This window comes from Variovorax sp. LjRoot130 (assembly GCF_964253755.1).
Lineage (GTDB): Bacteria > Pseudomonadota > Gammaproteobacteria > Burkholderiales > Burkholderiaceae_C > Variovorax.
In genome coordinates this window covers 1,541,684-1,562,381 of sequence record NZ_CAXURM020000002.1, presented here as the reverse complement: position 1 = coordinate 1,562,381, position 20,698 = coordinate 1,541,684, and the positions used below count along the sequence as shown (strand labels likewise).

24 protein-coding genes and 1 pseudogene are annotated in these 20,698 nt (G+C 64.6%); 11 read left to right on the top strand and 14 right to left on the bottom strand.

Annotated elements, in window-relative coordinates; genetic code table 11:
* Nucleotides 1-8: 8 nt before the first annotated feature.
* The 3 genes from ACSQ86_RS37360 to ACSQ86_RS37350 form a co-directional block, all read right to left on the bottom strand.
* Nucleotides 9-1,319: a serine hydrolase domain-containing protein gene (locus ACSQ86_RS37360; protein WP_436307578.1), complete on the bottom strand. Its 1,311-nt coding sequence runs from the start codon at nt 1,317-1,319 to the stop codon at nt 9-11.
* Between the two features lie 40 nt (nt 1,320-1,359).
* On the bottom strand, nt 1,360-1,974 hold the full coding sequence (locus ACSQ86_RS37355; RefSeq protein ID WP_436310875.1) for a TetR/AcrR family transcriptional regulator: 615 nt from the start codon (nt 1,972-1,974) through the stop codon (nt 1,360-1,362).
* Between the two features lie 120 nt (nt 1,975-2,094).
* On the bottom strand, nt 2,095-2,385 hold the full coding sequence (locus ACSQ86_RS37350) for a hypothetical protein (RefSeq protein WP_436307788.1): 291 nt from the start codon (nt 2,383-2,385) through the stop codon (nt 2,095-2,097).
* Between ACSQ86_RS37350 and ACSQ86_RS37345 the strand changes: the two genes are divergently transcribed.
* The 4 genes from ACSQ86_RS37345 (at nt 2,269) to ACSQ86_RS37330 (ending at nt 4,012) form a co-directional block, all read left to right on the top strand.
* The gene (locus tag ACSQ86_RS37345) at nt 2,269-2,610 is read left to right on the top strand and encodes a hypothetical protein (protein ID WP_436307580.1); all 342 of its coding nucleotides are present in this window, start codon (nt 2,269-2,271) and stop codon (nt 2,608-2,610) included. The two genes, ACSQ86_RS37350 and ACSQ86_RS37345, sit on opposite strands and share 117 nt — an antisense overlap.
* Before the next feature lie 177 nt (nt 2,611-2,787).
* Nucleotides 2,788-3,492 carry a ParB N-terminal domain-containing protein gene (locus tag ACSQ86_RS37340; RefSeq protein ID WP_436307581.1) on the top strand — a complete coding sequence of 235 codons (705 nt, stop codon included), beginning with the start codon at nt 2,788-2,790 and terminating at the stop codon, nt 3,490-3,492.
* Nucleotides 3,493-3,606: 114 nt separating this feature from the next.
* Entirely contained in the window at nt 3,607-3,882 is a 276-nt protein-coding gene (locus ACSQ86_RS37335) for a hypothetical protein (protein WP_436307582.1), read from the top strand.
* Entirely contained in the window at nt 3,869-4,012 is a 144-nt protein-coding gene (locus ACSQ86_RS37330) for a hypothetical protein (RefSeq protein ID WP_436307583.1), read from the top strand. Before ACSQ86_RS37335 ends, ACSQ86_RS37330 begins: the two co-directional genes overlap by 14 nt.
* 125 nt (nt 4,013-4,137) lie before the next feature.
* Here ACSQ86_RS37330 and ACSQ86_RS37325 read toward each other — a convergent pair whose 3' ends face one another.
* Together ACSQ86_RS37325 and ACSQ86_RS37320 are read right to left on the bottom strand one after the other, a co-directional pair.
* The gene (locus tag ACSQ86_RS37325; protein WP_436307584.1) at nt 4,138-4,671 is read right to left on the bottom strand and encodes an H-NS family nucleoid-associated regulatory protein; all 534 of its coding nucleotides are present in this window, start codon (nt 4,669-4,671) and stop codon (nt 4,138-4,140) included.
* A gap of 128 nt (nt 4,672-4,799) precedes the next feature.
* Nucleotides 4,800-5,825: a tyrosine-type recombinase/integrase gene (locus ACSQ86_RS37320; protein WP_436307585.1), complete on the bottom strand. Its 1,026-nt coding sequence runs from the start codon at nt 5,823-5,825 to the stop codon at nt 4,800-4,802.
* A gap of 118 nt (nt 5,826-5,943) precedes the next feature.
* On the opposite strand from ACSQ86_RS37320, the gene ACSQ86_RS37315 reads away from it, so the two are divergent.
* The 5 genes from ACSQ86_RS37315 (at nt 5,944) to ACSQ86_RS37295 (ending at nt 12,733) form a co-directional block, all read left to right on the top strand.
* Nucleotides 5,944-6,297 (top strand): hypothetical protein, encoded by a 354-nt coding sequence (locus tag ACSQ86_RS37315; protein ID WP_436307586.1) that lies wholly within the window; start codon nt 5,944-5,946, stop codon nt 6,295-6,297.
* 141 nt (nt 6,298-6,438) lie between these two features.
* Nucleotides 6,439-6,801, top strand: coding sequence for a hypothetical protein (locus ACSQ86_RS37310; protein ID WP_436307587.1), 363 nt, complete (start codon nt 6,439-6,441; stop codon nt 6,799-6,801).
* 774 nt (nt 6,802-7,575) lie between these two features.
* Nucleotides 7,576-8,493, top strand: coding sequence for a DMT family transporter (locus ACSQ86_RS37305; protein ID WP_436310874.1), 918 nt, complete (start codon nt 7,576-7,578; stop codon nt 8,491-8,493).
* 710 nt (nt 8,494-9,203) lie between these two features.
* The gene (locus ACSQ86_RS37300; protein ID WP_436307590.1) at nt 9,204-11,993 is read left to right on the top strand and encodes a PAS domain-containing protein; all 2,790 of its coding nucleotides are present in this window, start codon (nt 9,204-9,206) and stop codon (nt 11,991-11,993) included.
* Nucleotides 11,990-12,733, top strand: coding sequence for an EAL domain-containing protein (locus ACSQ86_RS37295; protein ID WP_436307591.1), 744 nt, complete (start codon nt 11,990-11,992; stop codon nt 12,731-12,733). Before ACSQ86_RS37300 ends, ACSQ86_RS37295 begins: the two co-directional genes overlap by 4 nt.
* Nucleotides 12,734-13,038: 305 nt before the next feature.
* Here the strand turns inward: ACSQ86_RS37295 and ACSQ86_RS37290 are convergent, their stop codons facing one another.
* Nucleotides 13,039-13,386, bottom strand: coding sequence for a hydroxyisourate hydrolase (locus ACSQ86_RS37290; protein ID WP_436307773.1), 348 nt, complete (start codon nt 13,384-13,386; stop codon nt 13,039-13,041).
* A gap of 39 nt (nt 13,387-13,425) precedes the next feature.
* A complete protein-coding gene (locus tag ACSQ86_RS37285) occupies nt 13,426-13,656 on the bottom strand; it encodes a hypothetical protein (protein ID WP_436307592.1) in 231 nt (76 codons plus the stop codon).
* A 768-nt stretch (nt 13,657-14,424) separates the two neighbouring features.
* Between ACSQ86_RS37285 and ACSQ86_RS37280 the strand changes: the two are divergent.
* Nucleotides 14,425-14,520: pseudogene (locus tag ACSQ86_RS37280) on the top strand (ABC transporter substrate-binding protein); the annotation flags it as partial.
* Nucleotides 14,520-14,696, top strand: a complete 177-nt coding sequence (locus ACSQ86_RS37275; RefSeq protein WP_436307789.1) for a hypothetical protein — start codon at nt 14,520-14,522, stop codon at nt 14,694-14,696. The pseudogene ACSQ86_RS37280 and the gene ACSQ86_RS37275, both read left to right, overlap by 1 nt.
* A 101-nt stretch (nt 14,697-14,797) precedes the next feature.
* On the opposite strand, the gene hpxZ is transcribed toward ACSQ86_RS37275, so the two are convergent.
* Genes hpxZ through ACSQ86_RS37240 form a run of 7 tightly spaced genes read right to left on the bottom strand, consistent with a single transcriptional unit; the run spans nt 14,798 to nt 20,586 of the window.
* On the bottom strand, nt 14,798-15,187 hold the full coding sequence (gene hpxZ, locus ACSQ86_RS37270; protein WP_436307593.1) for an oxalurate catabolism protein HpxZ: 390 nt from the start codon (nt 15,185-15,187) through the stop codon (nt 14,798-14,800).
* Nucleotides 15,188-15,195: 8 nt separating this feature from the next.
* Complete coding sequence (locus ACSQ86_RS37265; protein ID WP_436307594.1) at nt 15,196-15,972, bottom strand: ABC transporter permease; 777 nt, start codon at nt 15,970-15,972, stop codon at nt 15,196-15,198.
* On the bottom strand, nt 15,969-16,811 hold the full coding sequence (locus tag ACSQ86_RS37260; protein ID WP_436307595.1) for an ABC transporter ATP-binding protein: 843 nt from the start codon (nt 16,809-16,811) through the stop codon (nt 15,969-15,971). The genes ACSQ86_RS37265 and ACSQ86_RS37260 overlap by 4 nt, the downstream gene beginning before the upstream one ends.
* Nucleotides 16,811-17,815, bottom strand: a complete 1,005-nt coding sequence (locus tag ACSQ86_RS37255) for an ABC transporter substrate-binding protein (protein WP_436310873.1) — start codon at nt 17,813-17,815, stop codon at nt 16,811-16,813. Before ACSQ86_RS37255 ends, ACSQ86_RS37260 begins: the two co-directional genes overlap by 1 nt.
* Entirely contained in the window at nt 17,802-18,341 is a 540-nt protein-coding gene (locus ACSQ86_RS37250) for a VOC family protein (protein WP_436307597.1), read from the bottom strand. The genes ACSQ86_RS37255 and ACSQ86_RS37250 overlap by 14 nt, the downstream gene beginning before the upstream one ends.
* Nucleotides 18,338-19,552, bottom strand: a complete 1,215-nt coding sequence (locus tag ACSQ86_RS37245; RefSeq protein ID WP_436307598.1) for an FAD-dependent oxidoreductase — start codon at nt 19,550-19,552, stop codon at nt 18,338-18,340. Before ACSQ86_RS37245 ends, ACSQ86_RS37250 begins: the two co-directional genes overlap by 4 nt.
* On the bottom strand, nt 19,549-20,586 hold the full coding sequence (locus tag ACSQ86_RS37240; RefSeq protein ID WP_436310872.1) for an amidase: 1,038 nt from the start codon (nt 20,584-20,586) through the stop codon (nt 19,549-19,551). The genes ACSQ86_RS37245 and ACSQ86_RS37240 overlap by 4 nt, the downstream gene beginning before the upstream one ends.
* Nucleotides 20,587-20,698 lie beyond the last annotated feature (112 nt).

Genomic DNA, 20,698 nt, shown 5'->3' with positions numbered 1-20,698 from the left:
CGTTCCTCTCACTGCGCGCGCAGCGCGGCAGCGATGGCGGCGAACGCCCGCCGGTCGAGGTTGTGCGTGAAGCCGGTATCCCCATTGGGGTGGGAAGAGAGCTTGACGATGACCAGCTCGGCCGCCGGGTTGATGTGCATGTGCTGCCCGTTCAATCCCTTCATCTCGAAGGTGCCGTCGCGGTCGTGGGGAATCCACCACTGGTTGTGGTACGAGTAGCCGAAGCGCGTCGCCTGGCCGCTGGCCTTGAACTTCTCGATGTCGGCGCCCTTGCGGATTTCCGCGATGACGCTTTCCGCGATGACCTGCTGCCCGTCGGAACGGCCCGCCGTGCGCAGCGTCTCGCCCACCCGCCCAAGGTCTCGCAGCGTTGCGCTGAAGCCCACGCTGGTGATCTGCGTGCCGATCGGGTCGACCCAGACGTACGCGTCATCCTGGGCGCCGATGCGCGACCAGAGGCGCTCGGACAGGAGCGCGGAATAGCTCTTGCCCGTGACGCGCTGCAGGAGCCAGCCCATGACCTCGGTGTCGACGGTCTTGTATTTGAATCCCGCGCCATGCTCACCATCCTTCTTGAGGGTCACCAGCAGGTCGGGGATGGTGCGGGGCCCGCTGTAAGCGAGAGGCACAGGCAACAGTCCGGCGGCATGCAGGTACTGGAAGATGCCGGAGCTCGGGTCGCGGAAGTTTTCCTGGTACGCAACGCCAGTGGTCATGTCGAGCGTCTGCTGTACGGTGGCATCCGCCCACGCGCTGTCTTTCAGCTCGGGCAGGTACTTCGTGACCAGGGCGTTGGGATCGATCACCCCCTCCTTGATCAGCATCGTTGAGAGCAAGCCGGTAAACGACTTGCTCATGGACCAGAGCGAATGCGGCTGGTGGGCGGCCATGCCGGAGTAGTGCTTCTGGTAGACGATCGCGCCCTTGTGCAGCACGAGAAGGCCATCGGTGTAGGTGCTGCGCTGCCAGTCGGCCAGGGTGGTCTTGCCGCCCTTGTCGTCCTCGAACTTCAGCGCGCCGATATCCTGTTGGGCCTCACGCACGATGGACGGCTTCTCGTCGCCACGCCAGACCTGCACCGTCGGACCGAGTTCTCGCATGTGGTGGAACGCCCAGCGGCCATTGGGGAATTTCAGGACCGTGGACAGCCTGACGGTTTTGTCGGGCGCCGGCGGGAATCCTTTCATGAGTTCCAGCTTCACGGGATCGGTGGCCTCTGGCGGTGGAGGCTGCGGAGCCTGCGCCAGGGAGGCCGAGGCACTGAGGATGAGAGCAACCGCGACGGCAACGGCGCGATGCGGTTTCGATGGGTTCTGCATGATGGTCCTTGCGAGGTGGGATTGGGGTTGGGGTTGGGGTTCAGGGGATTTTTCTTGCCGCTTTGCGAGCGGGGGCGGGGCTGATGCGTTCCAGGGCGCTTGTGCCGCGGCTGCCGGCCATCCCCTGTTGGAGGGCACCGCGCACCAGGGCCGACATGGTCCTTTCGTGGAGTTGCCGCAGTTCGGTGTCGTCGGCCACGATGCCCGAGAGCCTCAGCATCACGAGGCCGTGTGCGGACGCCCACAGCATCTGCCCCAGGGCTTGCGTTTCGCCGCGCAGGATGCCCTTGTCGATCAGTGGGGCCACGTATGCCACCATGCTGCGGCGCGCCCGCGCCAAAGCCTCTGTCAGCTCCGCATTGCCGGTCACGGCGGCTTGGCTGACGTCGAACATCATTCGGTAGGCGTCCGGGTTCTCCAGGGCAAAACCCAGGTAGGCCTGGCCGACGTTGCGTGCGCTCTTGCGCGGGTCCGGGCTCGAGCGCGTCGCTTCTTCGATGACTTCGCAGAACCGGTTGAATGCAGCGGCTCGCACAGCCGCAAGGATTTCTTCCTTGTTCTTGAAGTAGCGGTAGGCGGTGGTAGGACTCCAGGCAAGCTCCGCGGCAATCTGCCGCATCGTGACGCCCTCGACGCCATGACGCGCGAACAGCACCTCGGCAACGCGGCAGACATCGGCACGGAACTGAGCTACCTCTTCGTCGGTCAGTACAGGTCGCATTTCATTTACACCGTTAAATAAACAGTGTTAAATGTACTTTGCTTGCGTTCGTTGTCAATGCTTTTTTGGGCGGATCGCTGAAAAGGCCAGTAGGGACAGGGCACAACGCCCCCACGCGGCAACGGCCGGTACCGACTTCTGAAGACCGATCGCTCGATCTGGACGTCGTGTGCCGCCCGTATTGAGAAAGAGATCGAACAGCTCTCTGGTCTCGCGCAGCGTGAGGGGGTGCACACCGCCGCACTCGCAATCGATGCCCGCAATTGGCAATGGATGAAGCTTGTAGCGTGGGAGCACGCAGTTCCGATTGACCAGGTTGTCACCGAGAAGTACGAGATCCTGCATGTGTCCACGCCCGGCGGGCCGGGTTTGGTAGGGAGCACCGCCTACGCACAGGTGTGCCGAATTTTCAGAGCACCTCTGCGGCCTTGGCAACGCGTGGCGTTTGCCGGCATGCCATCGCGTTCGTGCCCATGGCATTGGCGGCTACCGCGATCTTGTTCTTCTCACGCGGGCGCTTGTGGCAGCCGTGAGCCAAATGGATCTGGCGGCAGAATGGCGTGCTCATAGACTCGCCCTGCTTGCGGCCACAAGCATCGATGATCGGGCGGGTCCAGTAGCTCGCGGAGTTGTCTCTCTAGACTCGTAGCCCTTCACGAAGGAGAGATCGAACGAGGTCGGCGAGCGCAATTCAGGGCGAGCGATCTGCTGAACAGGTCCGACGCATCGATCGCCGATGGCGTGCCCATGCAGGTGGCGTTGTCGTTGATCGACTTCGATCCATCGCAGCCGCGGCGTTCGGTCGATGAAAGGACCATCGCGGAACTGGCGGAGTCGATTCAGACGCACGGGGTGCTGGAGCCCGTGTCGCTGCGCCGGCATCCGGAGGCAGCGGGACGCGACATCGTGAACCGGGGGGAACGTCGCGTTCGCCGCGGCCAGGCGCGCGGGACTCGAAACGGTGCCGGCCTTCCTGGACGACCGGGTGGATCCGTTCGCCCAGGCCGCAGAAAACCTCCACCGCGAAAACATGTCGCCGTCGACCTGGCGCTGTTCATCGCGGAGCGCGAGAGGGAGGGGTATTCGCGCGCGGAGATTGCCCGCAGGCTCAACAAGCCTCGATCATTCATCACCGAGGCCGCGGGCCTGATCGACGCGCCGGCGCAGGTGCGGTCTGCATTCGAGACAGGACGTGTGGGTTGCGATACCCGGGTGCTCTACCAACTCGCAGCGGCGATGAAGAAACGACCGGCCCAGACCGTGGCGTTGCTGGAGGGCAGCGCAGCCATCACGCGCGGCAACGTCGATGCGATTCTTGGTCGACCACCGCCAGCTGAGTCGGGCGCAGCAGCGACTGCGGCGCCCGCCGCGGTTCGTTGCGACTCAAGGCGCACGACAACGACCTGGCAGAGATTCGCTTCGGCGATGGCTCTCGCGACCTCATCAATTTGAAAGAGCTCCGGCTCGTCTGCTGGGCGACGGAGGAATGAACCATGGACCACTTCAATATCGGCCGATCTCGATCTGTGACCGTGCCCCGCGCACCGCATTCCCATCGCGCTTCGGTTGCTGGAGATCTCGCTTTTCGTCGGTTGGCAGGTGGTGCGCCTCGCATGCTGCGCCTTGCTCGTGCTGATGGAGCCGCTTCTGCGCGCGACGTTCATGCCGATCGCATTCCTGGGGTTCCTGGTAACCCTGGTCTTCGGCTTCCTGATCGGCGACCCCCGATTTCCGCGCTGGGGCATGCTTGCGTTCTCGGTGGGGGCGCTGATGCTCTACTGGCTATTCCTGGGCCTGATGAGCCTCTTCATGACCTTGCCGCCCAGCCATGACCGTCATTGACAGCCACCTGCTCGAACGCGTCGCGCGCGAGCGGCGCTTCGATCCGCGGACATTGGAGATTGCCTGGCGGCATTTCATCGAGAAGGAACCGGTCAAGAAGTTGTCGGCCGAGTACGGCGTGAGCAGATGACCGAGCTGGCAGCGGAAGCGAACAAGTAGTCGATGGATCGGCGACCGCGAGGGCATCGGTAGTCGCGAGATCGACTGTTGACGCCCCTGCGCTGCCCATGGAGTGCCAGCGTCCTGGTCGCGTGGTTAACCCCGGAGGTCTTCCAGAGTCTTTCCGGCGGCCAGTGCGGCCTTCAGCCATCCGGGCTTGGGCCCCATCCCGCTCCAGGAATTGCCGGCATCATCCTTGTAGATCTTCGACGCGGCACGCTTCGCCTTCTTGCGGGCAGGGCGGGCAGCTGGCGCAACAGTCTCGCCGGACACGGTCTCCACGGAGACAGGCTTCGACTTCTTGCGCGATCCCACTCGGAATTCGTCGATCGACCGACCCGCCGTCAGCGCGTCACGAAGCCATTGAGGACGCGGTCCACGGCCTGCCCAGACGTTGCCGTTGCCGTCACTGAACTTCGCACCGGACTTGCCCGAAGCGTTCGTGGCCTTCTTCGGCTGAGCAACTGTCTTGTTCGTGCCAAGTCCCAGTTGTGCAGCCGTCAGGCCGTAGTGCGCAATCGCCACCTTGATGCGGTCGATGACACCTTTGACCTCACTGTTGCGCAGAGCTTCTGCCTGTCGTTGAAGCTGTTCGATCTGCTTCTGGATCTGCTTGTACGTTTGCGCCATGGATACTTCCATTGAATGAATAGAGGGCCGACTTTACTCGGTTGCCAATTGGAAGCTGATTAACTCCATTCGCCAGTCCACCAATGCGTCTGATTGATGGGTGCCCGTTCGACAGTGTGAATCAGATGCTAGACCACATCTTCGGGACTGCTCACGACTCTGCGGTATTTGCCCATGGCCTCTGGCTCGACCCCAAGCCACCGTGCGACCTGATCGGAATCTGTCCCGCGGCGCAGCTGCCGCAATGCAAAGGTATGCCGCAACCGGAACGAGCCGCCATCGCTGGCATCCAGACCTGCTTCCTCCAAGACCTGCCTGGCGGCCTTGTACTGCGCGTCCTTACTCCAGGGCTTGCCGCTGCGGGTCGACGGAAAAAGGAAATTGCCCAGAATGCGAGCTTCCGTGCGGACTTGGAGCCAGTGCTGCAGCAACTCGCCCGCCCAGGGGGCGATCGGCGTTTCGCGTGCAGGCGAATTGCCGTTGCCCGGCACCGCGACTTTCCATGGGCGTTCGCGCACGCGGCCACCGCGCGATGTCGGCGCATCGAGGGTCAGCGCGCGAACATCGCCCGGTGCCAGGCCCCCGCCCAATTGCAGCGCAACGGCCACTCGATTGCGCAGCTGCTGCCAGGTGAAAGCCAGATGACTGTCGCGGCGTGAGCCCGACAGACCCGGGCGAGGTCGCGCATCCGACAAGAACGTGATCAGGTGCCGCGCCTCGGCCACCGACAAGAACTCAGGCAAGGGGTCGGCCTGCGCGGCTTCGGCGTACCGGATCTCCGGATGGGCGTCGATCCAGTCGCTCGCCGCCGTGTTCACGGGCTCGCCGGTCTCGGCGGCATGGTGGCGCAGCACCCGGTCGATCAGGCGCAGCAGGCGAAGCGCGTGACGCGGGGTGAGCGACAGGTCGGCGCTTTTCATGCCGAAGCGCGCCGCCTGGAACGCCTGCAGATCGCGGACATCGAGAGACGCCAGCGACACGGCCGGGGATTGTCCGAGGCACCAGGCCGTGAAGCTGCCCCACATGTCTCGGTAGACCTCGATGGACGACGCCTGACGCAGGGATCCAACGGCGCGCTGGTCCTGCAACCATCGCTCAAACGCCAGGCGATGAACGGCGAGGGGCGACTCTTCGAAGAGGGAGAGAGAAGACATTGAAATTACGCTAACGGCGAGGGGAGTGATTTTGCCTAGCTGGGTGGGTTTTGTCACTGTGCAATGGAATGTGCGCGTGCTTGCTGGTCGCTAAGTTGGTGCGCCGTTAGTGTATTAATTGCGGGGCAAGGGATGGGACCCGGCCTGGGGTTCCGGGCTCGAACTCTGGGACAAGAAGCAGGACCGCTGCGTGACCACCGTGCAGCCCGAGTTCGGCCGCACCATCGTGCTGCCGCACGGCCCCGCGAGCTACCACGGCCACACCAAGCCGCTGCAGGCGCCGGACGGCCGGCCGCGCCGTTCGGTCGCCGCCTACTACTACACCAGCCCGCTCGCCGGCAAGCAGCACGGGGACGAATCGGCCTCGGTCTTCATGAAGACGCACCGCGTCGACCGCGTCAAGGCGCTGGCCCGCATGCTGACGCCCCCTGTGGTCTGGCTGCTGGCGCGAAAGGTCAGCGGGCGCGCCTGAGGAGCGGACCCGGCGCTGCCCCGCAGGACGGGGGAGATGTCAGTCTTTCGACTTCGGGACTTCCCCGAGTGTGCGACAGTCCTACGCCAGCACTGGCAACTCCCGACACCCTCGGCCGGTCGCGCTGCAGCAAGATGAATCATGAGACATCTGTGGTTAATGGCCAGGGTGATCGTGATCATCGTGCTGACACCCTTGGTCGCGATTGCGGGCTTGGCCATGGGCCAGATCTACGCCGTGCTGGTGCTGCTGTCGCTGCCGTTCCTGTTGGCGTACGAACTGATCCAGCGGAAGGCCGAAGAAGCCGCCCTGGCCGAGCGCGAACTGGATCTGCTGCAGATGACCTACCCAGACGTTCCGCGGCACATGCTGCGGCAAGCCAGGCGGGAAACTCTCATGCAGGAGGGCGGACATGAAGTAGACGCGCGGCAGTTGGAGCGCGATGCGACAGCGGAGATGTGGGCCGACACTGCAGGGCAACGCGCTCCAGACCTGTCGCGCTGATGCGCTCGCTCGCCGAAGCGTTCGACGGCCCCGTGCTCAACGCGCGCACACGCCTCAATCATCCTTGCGAGTCGCTTGGCGACCTGGCATTCAGTTTCCATCGTCGTGCTCGCATTGACGCAATGAAAGTGGCCGTAGTTTCTGCTGCGGCCAACATCCTGGGTTCCTGGATCGAGGCCGCGGCGCTGCTGCCACTCGAAAGTCGTGCAGGTCTTTTCTGCCAATGGCATGCGCCTGCTGTCCCGCAGACAGTCCGGTTTGGTCATTCACGGCTACCTCCACGCGCGGTCGCACATTGTCGAATTGCTGAGCTGGTATAAGCGTCGGAAACGCTGCCGCGCGCAGCTCGCTCGACGAATTCGAAGACCCCCCCGACACCCGCTTACCGTCAGCACCGGGGCCGTAGACGCGAACGCTTCCTAGGTCCGGCCCGGCGGCACATGAAAGATGGAACTTGAAGTCGCCCCCATCGTCCGAAATGGGGACCAAGTGCGATGGCAGCCCGTCGAGCGGCAGGTTCCTGAGCAGCGCTCGAACGTCAGTCCAATAGGGCGGCTTATTCCCACGTCCTCACAGGTGTCCTTTTGGTGATAGGCCGCCATCATCGCGGATCGCGCGATTGACACACCCTACAAGGCCATCACCTGGCGCACGGCCAGGTCTGGGGCCGCGCGGGACAAAGCACACTAACATTGCGGGCGACCAGCGGCTGGTGTTGGTCGTTCCTGCCGCTCTCGCAAGACGGCACCCCCGGGCCGAGTGCAAGTCTGAGCAATGAGCAACAAGAGCAACAAGAGCAAAAGGATTCGCGGCACCGTCGAGATGGTTGCCGCCATGCTGATTTCGGGGACGATCGGGTGGTTCGTCGTTTTCTCCGGGCAGCCCGTGATCCAGTTGCTGTTTTGGCGCTGTGTCTTCGGTGCCGTGACGCTGCTGATCGCATGTTTCCTCACGAGAACGTTGGTCGGCCCGCTGACGCTCAAGCAAGTCGGTTGGGCCGCCCTCGGCGGTGTGGCCATCGTCCTCAACTGGCTGCTGATCTTTGCCTCGTTCTCGCGCGCGTCGATTTCCGTCGCGATCGCGGTCTACAACACACAGCCTTTCATCCTGGTCGGCCTCGGCGCGATCTTCTTCTCGGAGCGCATCACCGGCACCAAGCTCGCGTGGCTTGGCATCGCATTCGCGGGCGTACTGCTCATCGTCTATGCCAGACCTTCAGCGGCAGCCTACGCCGGGCCCCCAAGCGCGTATATCGCCGGAGTCCTGATGGCGCTCGGCGCTGCATTCTTCTACGCCATCGCGGTGATCGTGACCAAGAAACTGGGCGATACGCCGCCGCATCTCATCGCGTTGATCCATGTCTGCGTCGGCACCGTCATGATCGCGCCCTTCGCGGACCTGACGTCTCTTCCGACCGACTATCGGGCCTGGCGCGATTTCGTGGTGATGGGCGCCGTATACACAGGTCTGGTCTTCGCGCTTCTGTACGGCGCGATCCAGAAGCTGCCGACGCACTCCGTAGGTGCACTGTCCTTCCTCTATCCCATCTTCGCCATGGTCGTGGACTTCGTCGCCTTCGACCATAGGCTCAAGCTGTTGCAGTTCGTCGGCTCGGTTGCCATCCTGATCGCCGCTGCCGGAATGACCCTCGGGTGGTCCCTGCATCGAAGGAAGACTACTTCGCACACCTGAGCTTGGAAGGGGGCCGCCATGGGAGCGGCGGCTGGGCGCGACATCATGACTCTCTTCGTCGCCGCTCGAGTAGTTCACGTTGATGGCCGCGATCGGAATTCTGGCGTGTCCCGGCTCGCCGGAGCCGGCGTTCCACTCGGGAAGTACAACCAGCTCCGAGTGACCCGGGAGTCTTCCGAGTCGAAGCGTCCCTTGGACACCCCTTCTAGGAACCGGTCACGCATCGCAGCGGGAAGCGGCAGTTCAGCAGTGCACGGCCGCCGCTATGACGTACATAGATCTCAATTGGGTGGTCCATCACCGCAGTCTATTCAGCCGAACAATGGGTAGGAAAACTTCCCGCGCCATAGGCTCTGAAAAGGTGTTCCCCTCTGCTAACCGTTGGGACCAGCCTGCTCCCCCTCCTTCCGGTGGATTCATGCAGCGCTTTCGATCTTGCAATGAATGCTTTAGTAAACGCTGAAGGATTGGCTGGCCGAGAAGTGCAGCCGGGGGTTGAACGGCACTGGCCGACAAAACGCCGCCCCTCGAAGCAATTGCGTCGTGACAACGCAACTTCATTCACGCTCGTGCGATCTCTGGTCGCTCACGCACGCGTGCCGGGCGGGCTTTTATGAGTATGCTGGCCGAGGCGTTGACCCGATGACCAGAGCGAAGCGACGCTTCCGGGTCTGCGGCATCGAGCTGCGGCTGTTCTGACCTGAACTCACATGATGCGCCTCCCTGTCCTTCGCCTCTCTCGCCTCGGCCTCCGCGCCCGGTTGACCGTGGGCGTGGTTGCCGTTGTCCTGCTGACGACGCTGGGCGTCGCCACCGCCGCGCTCTACTTTGTCAAGCGCCACATGCAGGAGGACATCGCCAACGAACAGTTCGAGCGGATTTCGGCCATCGCTGATGCAGTGGATCAGAAGTTCTTAAGCCGGCGCACCTTGCTCAAGACCTTCGGCAACAGCGTCGAGGCACAACACATTGCCGACAGCAAGCTGCTGCAGGACTTTGTTATGCAGCACAAGTCGCTGAAGGAGGCCTTTGACAACGTCGCCTTTGTCGACAGGAACGGCGACCTTGTGGCCAACCTCAACGGCGCGGACAAAATCGGCAAGGTCAATATCAAAGACCGTGAATACTTCCTGCGGACGGTCGCTGCCAAGGCGGGCGTCATCTCGCAGCCCTACCGGAATCGACTCAACGGTCTGGCGCAGATCGCGATGACGGAGCCGGTATTGAACAGCCAGGGTGAAGTGGTCTATGTCATCTCCGGCGCCATCAGTCTCAAGGAGCAGAACTTCCTGGGTGAACTTGCCAACATCAAATTTGGCAAGAGCGGATACATGTTCATCGCCAATACGGATGGCATTGTTATCGACCACCCTCGCAAGGACCTGATTCTGCAAAGTGTGAATGCTGAGGGAGGCCGCAATCCTGCGCTGGACCGCGCCATCGCCGGATTTGAGGGTACGGCCGAAGCCATGAATCGCGTTGGCGTGTACGGGCTCTATGCATTCAAGCGCAGCAGCCAGACCAACTGGGTGCTCGGGGGCATTTATCCGCGAAGCGAGGCCTTTGCCCGGATCGAAGAGATCGAACGGTACACCTGGGCGGGCGCGCTGCTCCTGACCGTGCTGGTGGGAGGCCTCGCCTTCGTGGTCATGCGCTCCCAGCTCATGCCCTTGTCACAGCTGCATGAACACATGCAGGTTTCGCGCGCCGTCTCGAACTACGCCCCCTTGGAGCAGGTCGGCCCCAAGGACGAGATCGGCGATCTTTCGCGCACCTTCGATTCGCTCATGCTGGAGCGCCAGATCGCCCACGAGCGGCTGCGGTCGAGCGAACGGTTCTTGCGCGATGTGACCGACAACCTGCCGGCCGTCGTCGCCTACTTCGATCGCCACCAGGTCTGCCTCTTCGGCAACAAGGCGGGACTCGCCATGCGCGGCAAGACGAAGGCCGACATCGGCACCCTGACGATGAAGGAGTCGCTGCCGGAGGCGGTCTACAAGCAACTGGAGCCGGAGATTGCCAAAGTGCTGGCGGGGACGGCGACGCGCTACGTGGGCACCTACGATCGCAATGGCAAGGAGGGTTTCTTCGAGTGCCATCTGGTGCCCGACATACGCCACGCCGGCGAGGTGTTCGGCTACTACGTGATGACCTTCGACGTCACGCGCCAGAAGGTGGCCGAACGCGAGCGGGCTGCGGGCGAGGCTCGCATTCGCACCATCACCGATAACCTCCCGGCACTGGTCTCGCACGTGGATGCATCGTTGCGCTACACCTTTGTCAACGCACATGTGCGGGCGCTGCACGACAACGCGGAGCTGGTGGGCCAGAGCATGGCCGATGTGCGTGGAATCGAAGACTTCAGGACGGTCGAACCCTATGTCCGCCGCGTGCTCGCCGGGGAAGCAGTGACGTTCGAGAAGAAAGGAGACCCTGCGCGCGGGGTCGGCCAGAAGTGGTTTCAGTCCCACTACATTCCCGATCGCAATGCGGAAGGCGTTGTGCAAGGCTTCTATGCAATGACTTTCGATGTGACCGAGCGCAAGCTGGCCGAGATCCGCAGTGCCGAGAGCGAGAAACGCCTGCGCGGGCTCACCGACAACGTGCCGGCGCTCCTGACCGAGCTGGACCTCGACGAGCGGGTGGTATTCTGCAACGGCAGGTACCTGACCTGGCTCGGCATCCCGCCATCTTCGATGATGAACCGGCCCATTCGGGAGGCCGTTGGTGACGCGCACTACGAGATGCGCAAGCCGCTGCTGGCGCGCGCGTTTGCCGGCGAGGAGGTCTCCTTCGAGCAGACGGCCAAGCTGCTGGTCGGCGAGCGAACCCTGCAGACGACCTACCTGCCGCAGAGGAATGCAGAGGGCGAGGTCGTCGGCCTGTACATCCTGGCGAACGACGTCAGCGACCTGAAGCAGAAGCAGATGCAGCTGGACACCCTCGCGCGTGAAGACGCGCTCACGGGCCTGCCGAACCGCCGGTCCTTCGAAGAGCACGTGCGCGAGGCATTCGCCAGATCCCGGCGGTCCCGCCTTCCGGTCTGTCTCATGTTCCTGGACATCGACTACTTCAAGTCAATCAACGATTCGCTGGGCCATGCAGCGGGCGACGCGGTGCTCAAGGAATTCGGCCGTCGGCTCAAGGAGAGCGTGCGTGAGACGGACATGGCGGCGCGCTACGCCGGCGACGAATTCGTGGTCCTGCTCGAAGGTGTCACCGATGCCGACGAAGCGCGGCTGGTTGCCGGCAAGGTGATCAGTGCGATGCAGCCGGTATTCCACCTTCCGAGCCGCACCTTGCAGGTGACGACCAGCATCGGTGTCGCGATCTCGGAGGGGGATGAGGACTTTCCTGCGCTGCTGGCATGCGCCGACTCGGCGCTGTACGCGGCCAAGAAGGAGGGAAGAAACCGATTCATGATGGCCGCGTCGAGGTCCGAAACGCAGCAAGCCCGGTACGGATCCTCATTTGCGAGGCGGGAGCAGTTGGTCCAATGAAAACCGAGAACATCACCGAGGCCGCCGGTTCTCGCATCGGGCCGGACTTCACCATCGCGTTCCAGCCCATCGTGGACCTCGAGCAGCGAGACATCTTCGCGCATGAGGCGCTTGTTCGAGGCATTCACGGGGAAGGGGCCTTCGAGGTGCTCGGCAAGGTGCAGGCGCGTCATCGTTTTGCTTTCCACGAGACGTGCCGCGTGAGGTCGATCGAGATGGCATCGGTGCTCGGCATGCAATCGAGGCTCAGTCTCAATGTCATGCCCAACGACATTGCAAGGCCAGCGGAATGTTTCCATACTGCCATCCGCACGGCCGAGCGAGTGGGCTTTCCCGTCGATCGCCTGATGTTCGAGATCACGGAGGGCGAGCCGTTCAAGGACCTGCGCGAACTGGCCGCGACGTTCGAAACCTTCGAGCGCTTCGGGTTCACCTCGGCCATCGACGATTTCGGTGCGGCCTATGCAGGCTTCGAACTGCTGGCCGCTTTTCAGCCGGATATCGTCAAGATTGACATGAGCTTCATTCGGGACATCCACCTCAGCGCCGTGCGCTTCACGATCGTGAAGGGGTTCGTCGCGACGTGCGACGAACTCCAGATCAAGGTGATCGCGGAAGGGGTGGAGACCCGGCAAGAGGTCGATTCGCTCCGAAGCCTCGGCGTGAAGTTGTTCCAGGGCTACCTATTTGCACGTCCTGGCATAGCCATGCTGCCGAATGTTGCCTGGGATGCGGCCTGAGCTTAGCGCTGCGCGATGCCCATCGGCGCCAGCAGACGGGCGCGCGCGATGGCCTGCTGTCGATTGCCCATGTCACCCGTGACTGGTGTCGACGTCGCCGTGCCGTTGGCGAGGGTCGTCACCGGAGGACCGAGATGGGCGAGGCCGTCAGGGCGCAGTCCTGGCCCACCCTCGCTGCGGGCTCAGAGGCTTCGTAGGTCTCGGACATCGGCTTCGGGCAGCGTGGTTGCACTGTCAGAGCCCAACACCACGGCCAGCAAGGCATTGCACGCCCGCTGATCGGTCCGCGGGACAGAAAGCCGGACCTATGCGCCGCCGCGGAAGCAGGACGAGCCCCACGGCGTCAGCTTCACGGGCAGGTGGTAGTGCTGCGACATATCGGCCAGGCCGAAGCGAAATACCTGCACGCCCATGAACGCGGGCTCGGGCAGCTTGACGCCTCTTGCGCGGTAGTACTCGGCCACGTGCAGGCGCAGTTCGTAGAAGCCGATCTCGAACAAGGACTCGCGGCCTTCGATGCCGCCGACCACGCCATTGCTGCGGACCTTGCCCGAGGCCACGTCCGTCCAGCCGTGGACGGACGGTGAGCGGGTTGTGGTCCGCGACTGCAGGGTCGTCGAGGAACAGTGGGACGAGCGACAGCAGTTCGACATCAAGGGGCTCAATGCAAATCGCGAGGCCACGTGCGTCCTCTACATCGCCTTCAGCCGCAGAGTTCCGTCAGCGGTCTGATACGTGTCCTCGCCAGTCCGCTGAACGATGCGTCCTGTCGTGAGACGGTACTCGGAACCAACCTCGTCTCCGGGCGCTGCTTGGCTGTCGTCAGCTTCAGGGTCCAAGTGGACGGTGTACCGCAACACAACGTGCCGCTTCCCGACCTGGTCAACAACCTTGATCTGTTCTGCCGCCTTCTTTTTGGGCATGCAACTTCCTTCGAATGCGAAATCAAAACCTTGTGCTCTAGGGCGATCTGGATCCACCGCTTCCAGCCACCGAGCAACCCGAATTCGGCTGCCTCTTCAGTGTGTGGCCGGTGGTAGGCGCGTAGTGGGACGTCCGCGGCCTGGAAGACTTCGAATGCGAACCGCGAGTAAGACGGATTCGTTCGACGACGGTTCACAACTTCCGAGCACTCCTCATATCAGCGGTGAATCGTGCGACCTCGCGAGATTCTGGCAAGAGTTCTGCTGCGGCTTCGCATCGGGCTTCCGAGAACCGCCGACGCGCGATGCATGCGCAACCCAAGACCGACTCGATTGTCAGGCCTGGTCTGCATGGCCATCGAAGCAAGTGACACACAGCTTGCGTACCATGTGCATTCGGGTTGCCACCTTGGCGAGCGCATCAAACCGAACTGATTATCTCCTCCAACCTCTTGGTGGAATTAATCCGGGGGTGCAAGCCCCGGGGGTCTTTCTCGCATCGATCCGCTGCGTGACCGTTGCGAACCAGACTTGCAGCGCATGGGGGAGGGCTTGCGCGGCCCTTGCGTTTTGCAGACCGCCGCAAGCACATCGGCAGACGCGGCTGATCTTCTGGCCGCACACGCTAGTCGCGGATCCAAAGTTGCATGATTGACAAGCGTCCGCTCGACGTTTGCCAGGGCCCTACGAGGCTCGGCACACTCGCCTCCTTACGACGTAATGCACCGCTTTGCAGCTCTGTTTTTGAAACCATTCCGAAGCAAAGACGACTGGAACCACGACGACGCCTTCAAGGTCTCCCAGGACTACCTCACGCGCTTCAAGGAGATCGACGCCATCTGGGCCGCCGACGACCACATGGCATGGGCGCGACCACCGCCACCAGCCACGCGGGGGCCACCGGCGACTTCGGCTCCAGCTACCGGAGAGAAAGCACCTCGACCTACAAGCCGCCGATGATGGGCCGAACCACCGTGGCATTCGTCATGGAGGCGAATTGGGTCGGCCCGTCAAGGCCTGCCAGAAGCCCGGCGACCTGATCATGCCGGGTGGCCGGAAGATAAACGTGCTCGAGATGATAAAAAGTCAGACGAAGAAATAGCCCTCAGGCTTTCGCCACGCAGCCGGCACGCGCCCGGCCCTAGCCCACCAGGCTCACGTGCGCGGACACCACGCGCCAGCCCTCCGGCAGGCGCGTCCAGGTCTGGCTCTGGCGGCCCGTGCGGTCGCTGCCTGTGCGCTTGAACTCGACGTTTGCGACCGCGAAGTCCTGCCCGAAGGTGGTAATCGACGTCGCCGTGATCTCGCGCTCGAGGTTGACCGCCGGGCGGCCCTGGCGGAACGCGCGTATCGCGTCGTAGCCATAGAGGTTCTCACCCGCGCCGTAGCGCAGCGTGTGCGGCGAATCCCAGAAGAGCCTGTCAAGCACCGGTACGTCGTTGGTGACGAGCGCACGCTCGTACTCGGCGAACACGGCTTCGACTTCGGCGAGCACGGCGGGCAGGTTGATGTCGGTCATGGGAACGGTCATGGGCTGGTCTACTTTCCGCCCCAGTGAACGAAGCGCCGCTCCACCACCAGGAACACGAGGTTCATCACATAGCCGAGCAGGCCCGCCGCGAAGATCGAGGCGTACATGTCAGGCATGTCGAAAATGGTTTGCGCATTCATGATGCGCTGGCCGAGGCCGTCGGTGGAGCCGATGAACATCTCGGCCACGATCACAATTACCAGCGCGATCGACACGCCCGAGCGCATGCCGACGAACACCTGCGGCATCGATTCGAGCAGGATCACGTCGGTCAGCACGCGCCAGCGCGGTGCACCCATCACCTTGGCCGCGAGCTGGCGCTGCTTGCGCGCGCTCATCACGCCGTAGGCGACGTTGAACAGGATGGCCAGCGCCGCGCCGAAGGCCGCGACCGCGATCTTGGTGGCCTCGCCGACGCCGAACAGCACCAGGAACAGCGGGAACATGGCCGAGGCCGGCGTCGAGCGGAAGAAGTCGATCGCGAATTCGATCGATTCGTAGATCTTCTCGCTCGACCCCAGCACGATGCCGAGCGGCACCGCGATCACGAGCGCGAGGCCGAAGGACGTGACGGTGCGCACGATCGTCTTGAAAAAGTCGCCCCACAGCGTGCCATGGGCGAGGCCGTTCCAGAAGGCGGCGAGCGCTTCGAGTGGCGAGGGCAGCAGCACCGGGTCGACCGCACGCGTTGCATGCACGAAGGCCCAGAGGCCGATCAGCGCGGCGATGCCGAACAGCGGGCGCAAACGCGCGCCGAAGGTGTTGGCGCGATGGGCGAGGCTCATGGCTTACGCACCTCCCGCTGGAACACGTCCAGCGCGCGGGTCTTGGTGGCGATGAAGGCCGGCGTGATCGTGGTGTCGGCCGTGCGCGGGCGCGGCACGTCGAAAGGCAGTTTCTCGGCCACGCGCGTGGGCCGCTTGGTCAGGAGCAGCACCTCGTCGGCCAGCAGCACGGCCTCGTCGAGGTCGTGCGAGACCAGCAGCGTGGTGGTCCGGCGTTCGGTCAGCACCTTCTGCAGACGCTCGCGCAGGAACATCACCATCTCGTAGTCGAGCGCGGAGAAAGGCTCGTCGAGAAACAGCACCTCGGGGTCGACCACCAGCGCCCGCATGATCGACACCAGCTGCTGCTGGCCGCCCGACATCTGGTAGGGATAGCGCTGCAGGTCGAGCTTGACGTCGAAGCTCTCCATCAGCCTGTCCATACGCGCCTGCTGCTCCACCTTCGACAGGTTCAGGTACTGCAGCGGATAGCGGATGTTGTCGATCGCGCGCAGCCACGGGAACACCGCCTCGCGGTAGTTCTGGAACACGTAGCCGATGCGCGTCTCGCGCGCCTCCTTGCCCTCGAACAGGATCTGTCCACTGTCGCAGGGCAGGATCCCCGCGATCATGTTGATCAGCGTGCTCTTGCCGCAGCCGTTGGGGCCGAACACCGACACGATCTTTCCCTTTGGAATGTCGAGGTCGAAGTGGTCGTAGATGGTCGCGTCCTGGAAGCGCTTGGTCAGCCCTCGGATCGTGATGTGCGTGCCCCTCGGGTACCAGCGGTGCGAGGCGTCGGCGTCCGCAGCCTGGGGCGCGGCGGTGCCGATCGGCAGGTGGGGACTCATGGCGCGCATCAGAAGGCCCGCACCAACGCCTTGCCGTCGATCTTGTCCTTGACCACGCCCAGCTCGGTGCCGATGTCGAGGAACTTCTGGAAGTCCCCGACGTCCGCGGGCGTCATGTCCTTCGCCATCACGATGCGCGGGAGCGGCACCGTGGCGGCCAGCTCGGGCGGCACCTTCATGCCCTGCACCAGGTAGCCGCGCGCGCTGCTGTCGGCCTGCGCGTCCTTCACGCCGCGAGCCCATGCGGCGGCGAAGCGCCTGGCCACATCAGGCTTGTCGATCATGAACTTGCCCGACATCACGGCACCGGCCGCGAAAGCCGAAGCGCTCTTGTTGCCCAGCAGATGGGTGGAGATCACGCCGGCCTCGATGCGCTTGCCGATCTTCTGCGCCACCATGATGGTGGCCGACGGCTCGAGGGTGTAGCCGCCGTCGAAGTTGCCCGACTGCAGTGCGCCCAGGTGCACGCCGATCTGCTGCTCCTGGATCGTGAAGTCCTTGCCTTCGACTAGGCCCACCTTCTTGAGCACCGCGCGTGCCGCGCCGATGTTGGCCGGGCCAGGCGCCGAGAAGAGCTTGAAGCCGTTCTTGAAATCCTTCAGCGTCCGGGCCGGGCTGTCGGCCTTGACGACGAACTGCTCGATCATGTGCTGCGCGTTCTGGCCGTTGAGCGAGATGTACTTCAGCGTGTTGGGCCGGCGCGATTCCATATTGGCGCCTTCGAGCGTCACCAGGTTCGCCGCCGCGTCGATGCCGTTCGATACCAGCGCCTGCACGGTCAACGGATGGCTGGTCATGGGCACCTCCTCGATCTCGAGGTCGGCCTCCTTGAAGTAACCGCGGTTCACGGCCACGTAGAACGGCAGCGCCGCGCTCGAGGGGAACACGCCGACCTTGATCCTGTCGGCCGCCTGGGCCGGCAGGGCCAACGCGGCGAGGACGAACGCCATGGCGCCGGCGAGAAGGGCGCTGGCACGAAGGGGCGCAGCGAAAGGAAACTCAGGGCGTGACATCGTGGGGTTCTCCGGAACGAGGTGGCTGGGTCAGGGCGGGATAGGAAAGCGGATCGAAGAAGGAACTGCCGGCGCGGTATACGCGCGCGGCCGACATGTCGGGCGGCGCGCCGTCTTCCACCGCGCCTTCGAAGGTGAGTTCGAGCTGCACGCCGCTCGGGTCGTAGACGAACAGTTGCCACAGCGTGGTGCCGGGCACGAGGAATTCGCGCCAGTCCAGCCACGCGGCGCGAAAGCGCGCGACGTAGGCGTGGTAGCCCGAGCAGGCCAGCGACACGTGGTCGATGGCGCCGCTGCCGTGCGGCACGTGGCCGCTCCCGCCCAGCGCCGGGCCGCCGGCATAGAGGTGGATGATGGCCTGGCCGCCCGGTTGCCCGCAGGCAAGCCACGCGCCGGGGTAGCCGAAGTCGGGCCGCGCGATCTCGCGCAGGCCAATCACGCCGGTCCAGAAGGCGCGGGTGCGATCGAGATCGGCGGTCTTGATCGCGAGATGAAACAGCCCGTGGGTGATGGCGGCGCTCGTCATGGCGCAGGCACCGTTTCGCGTTCGCCCAGCGATACATCGCGGAACAGCGTGGAAAGATCGCCGAGAAACCCGGGCCCGGTTTTCCAGCGCGTACCGGCCACCGGGTCGGCGCCGGCCAGCATGGTGTCGGTGGCCGTGATCGACAGTGCCATCGCGAAGCGGATGCGCTCGCGCCGCGCGGCGTCGACCAGCGCCAGCCAGTCGCGCGGCGCCAGGCGGCCCGCGCGGATCTCGCGCTCGAGGATCAGCGCCGCGGCGCAGGCATCCTCCATCGCCTGGGTCGCGCCCTGGCCCAGCGTGGGCGCCATGCCATGGGCGCTGTCGCCCAGGTACATCACGTTGAAATCGGCTTCGCCGAACAGCACGTCGGACTCCTGCATGCGCGCCCAGTGGCTGTGCGGCAGGTTCGCGCACATGGCGTCCATCAGCCATTGCACCTGCGCGCTCGGCACACCCTGCGCCGGCTGGTACGTGGCGCGCATCGTGGCTTCGGTCTTCCATTCGTCGCGCAGCGGCGCACCGGGTTCGACCGGGTAGGTCGCCGCGATGTAGACATGCCCTGGCGGCACGCAGAAGGCCAACAGCCGGTGCGGGCCATTGAACCACTGGCCGTAGTCGTCGATCAGGCCGCCGCTGGTGTCGGGCACCAGCGTGCGCAGGATCGCCACGCCCACGTGGCGCGGCTCGGGCAGGCCCGAGAACACGGCGCGGGTAGCGGAATAGCGGCCGTCCGCGCCGACCAGCAGATCGATGTCATCGATGCGGTGCTCGCAACCGCCCTGCGTGTAGCGCACGGCGGTGCGTCCGCCGCCGCCCGCGGCTGCGGCGATCGATGCGATCTCGCAGCCGTACCGGATCGCCGCGCCCGCGCCTTCGCGCAGCACGCGGTAGAGCTCCGACCAGCGGATGCGGATGCCGGGGTTGTCCGCCACCTCGGACAGCAGCAGGTCGAACAGCACCGTGCCGTCGGTCAGCGCGATCTGCCAGTGCTTCCACGGCAGGCTCGCGGCCTCGACCTCGGCGGCCAGCGCCGCGTCGCAAAGGTGCAGCGCCTTGACCGCGTTGGGGCCCACGTTGAGGCCCGTGCCGGCCTCGGAATGGTCGTCGGGGCCGACGCGCTCCAGACAATGCAGCTCGACGCCGGGCAGTCCGGCGAGCCGGCGCGCCAGGATGGCACCGGCCACGCCGGCACCGATGATCACGATCTTCATGCGGATAGGATCTCGCTGAGAGGCGCCACCGCGGCAAGCGCGGGACGCCGGTGTTGCCAGGGATGGCGTTGTTCGAAGGCATGGCCGATGGTGCAGAGCAGCGCATCGCTGCCCTGCGGCCCGACGAGCTGGAAGCCGATGGGCAAGCCGTCCACGCCAGGCTCGGCCGGCAGGTTCAGTGCCGGCAGGTTCAGTGCCGGCAGGCCGGCAGCGTTGACGAAGGCAGTGAAGACCGCATGTCCGCGCGCACCGACCGCGCAGCCGGCAATCTGCGAGGGATGGCTGCGCGGCGCCGCCCAGGGCATCGCGGCGCAGCTCGGCGTGAGGATCAGGTCCCACGATTCGAACACCCGCGCCATCGCGGTGCGCACCTCGCGCTGCAGCGCCTGCGCGGCGAACAGGTCGACGGCCGAAAGGCGGCGGCCGGCCGCGAGCAGCTCGGCCATGGCGGGCGACAGCAGGCCTTCGTCGCCCGCGCGATCCCGCAGCACGGCGGCCAGCCCGGTCGCGCTCAGCACCGGCCAGGCTTCGCGGTTGAAGCGGGCGACGGCATCGGGCGCTTCGGCTTCGAGCATCACATGGCCCATCGCGCGCAGCCGGACGGCCACCGCATCGACCTGGTCGGCGATGGCCGCGTCCACCGGACTGCCGGCGATGGCGCGCCAGTACGCGATGCGTTGCGGGCGCGGCGACGGAGCGGCAAGGTCGATGGTGTGCATGGCGGGTGCGAGCACCTGCAGGATGCGTACCAAGTCCGCCGTGGTGCGCGCGATCGGGCCGATCACTTCCAGGCCCGGCAGCATTTCGGGCAAGCCGTCGGCACGCGGCACCGCATCCCACGTCGGCTTCAGGCCGATGAGCCCGGTGTAGGCGCAGGGCCGACGAATCGAGCCGCCGCCATCGGTGGCGAGTGCCAGCGGCCCGATGCCCGCAGCCACGGCCGCCACCGCCCCGCCGCTCGAACCGCCGGGGGTGAGATCCAGGTTCCACGGGTTGCGGGTGGTGCCGGAGAGCGCGTTGGGCCTCTCGATCACCCGCCTGGGCGCGCGCCATCAAGATGGACCAGTCGAACTCGCGCACCACGACGGGCATTTCGCTCGGCGACGTTGTGTGAGGGACGAGCCTCAACGCAGGGTTTCGATCACG

Bases quoted from the DNA above. Each gene is read 5' to 3' on its own strand.
- ACSQ86_RS37360 (WP_436307578.1), bottom strand. From the start codon at position 1,319: ATGCAGAACCCATCGAAACCGCATCGCGCCGTTGCCGTCGCGGTTGCT.
- ACSQ86_RS37350 (WP_436307788.1), bottom strand. From the start codon at position 2,385: ATGCAGGATCTCGTACTTCTCGGTGACAACCTGGTCAATCGGAACTGC.
- ACSQ86_RS37340 (WP_436307581.1), top strand. From the start codon at position 2,788: ATGCAGGTGGCGTTGTCGTTGATCGACTTCGATCCATCGCAGCCGCGG.
- ACSQ86_RS37330 (WP_436307583.1), top strand. From the start codon at position 3,869: ATGACCGTCATTGACAGCCACCTGCTCGAACGCGTCGCGCGCGAGCGG.
- ACSQ86_RS37325 (WP_436307584.1), bottom strand. From the start codon at position 4,671: ATGGCGCAAACGTACAAGCAGATCCAGAAGCAGATCGAACAGCTTCAA.
- ACSQ86_RS37320 (WP_436307585.1), bottom strand. From the start codon at position 5,825: ATGTCTTCTCTCTCCCTCTTCGAAGAGTCGCCCCTCGCCGTTCATCGC.
- ACSQ86_RS37310 (WP_436307587.1), top strand. From the start codon at position 6,439: ATGAGACATCTGTGGTTAATGGCCAGGGTGATCGTGATCATCGTGCTG.
- ACSQ86_RS37305 (WP_436310874.1), top strand. From the start codon at position 7,576: ATGAGCAACAAGAGCAACAAGAGCAAAAGGATTCGCGGCACCGTCGAG.
- ACSQ86_RS37300 (WP_436307590.1), top strand. From the start codon at position 9,204: ATGATGCGCCTCCCTGTCCTTCGCCTCTCTCGCCTCGGCCTCCGCGCC.
- ACSQ86_RS37295 (WP_436307591.1), top strand. From the start codon at position 11,990: ATGAAAACCGAGAACATCACCGAGGCCGCCGGTTCTCGCATCGGGCCG.
- ACSQ86_RS37290 (WP_436307773.1), bottom strand. From the start codon at position 13,386: ATGTCGAACTGCTGTCGCTCGTCCCACTGTTCCTCGACGACCCTGCAG.
- ACSQ86_RS37285 (WP_436307592.1), bottom strand. From the start codon at position 13,656: ATGCCCAAAAAGAAGGCGGCAGAACAGATCAAGGTTGTTGACCAGGTC.
- ACSQ86_RS37275 (WP_436307789.1), top strand. From the start codon at position 14,520: ATGGGCGCGACCACCGCCACCAGCCACGCGGGGGCCACCGGCGACTTC.
- hpxZ (WP_436307593.1), bottom strand. From the start codon at position 15,187: ATGACCGTTCCCATGACCGACATCAACCTGCCCGCCGTGCTCGCCGAA.
- ACSQ86_RS37265 (WP_436307594.1), bottom strand. From the start codon at position 15,972: ATGAGCCTCGCCCATCGCGCCAACACCTTCGGCGCGCGTTTGCGCCCG.
- ACSQ86_RS37260 (WP_436307595.1), bottom strand. From the start codon at position 16,811: ATGCGCGCCATGAGTCCCCACCTGCCGATCGGCACCGCCGCGCCCCAG.
- ACSQ86_RS37255 (WP_436310873.1), bottom strand. From the start codon at position 17,815: ATGTCACGCCCTGAGTTTCCTTTCGCTGCGCCCCTTCGTGCCAGCGCC.
- ACSQ86_RS37250 (WP_436307597.1), bottom strand. From the start codon at position 18,341: ATGACGAGCGCCGCCATCACCCACGGGCTGTTTCATCTCGCGATCAAG.
- ACSQ86_RS37245 (WP_436307598.1), bottom strand. From the start codon at position 19,552: ATGAAGATCGTGATCATCGGTGCCGGCGTGGCCGGTGCCATCCTGGCG.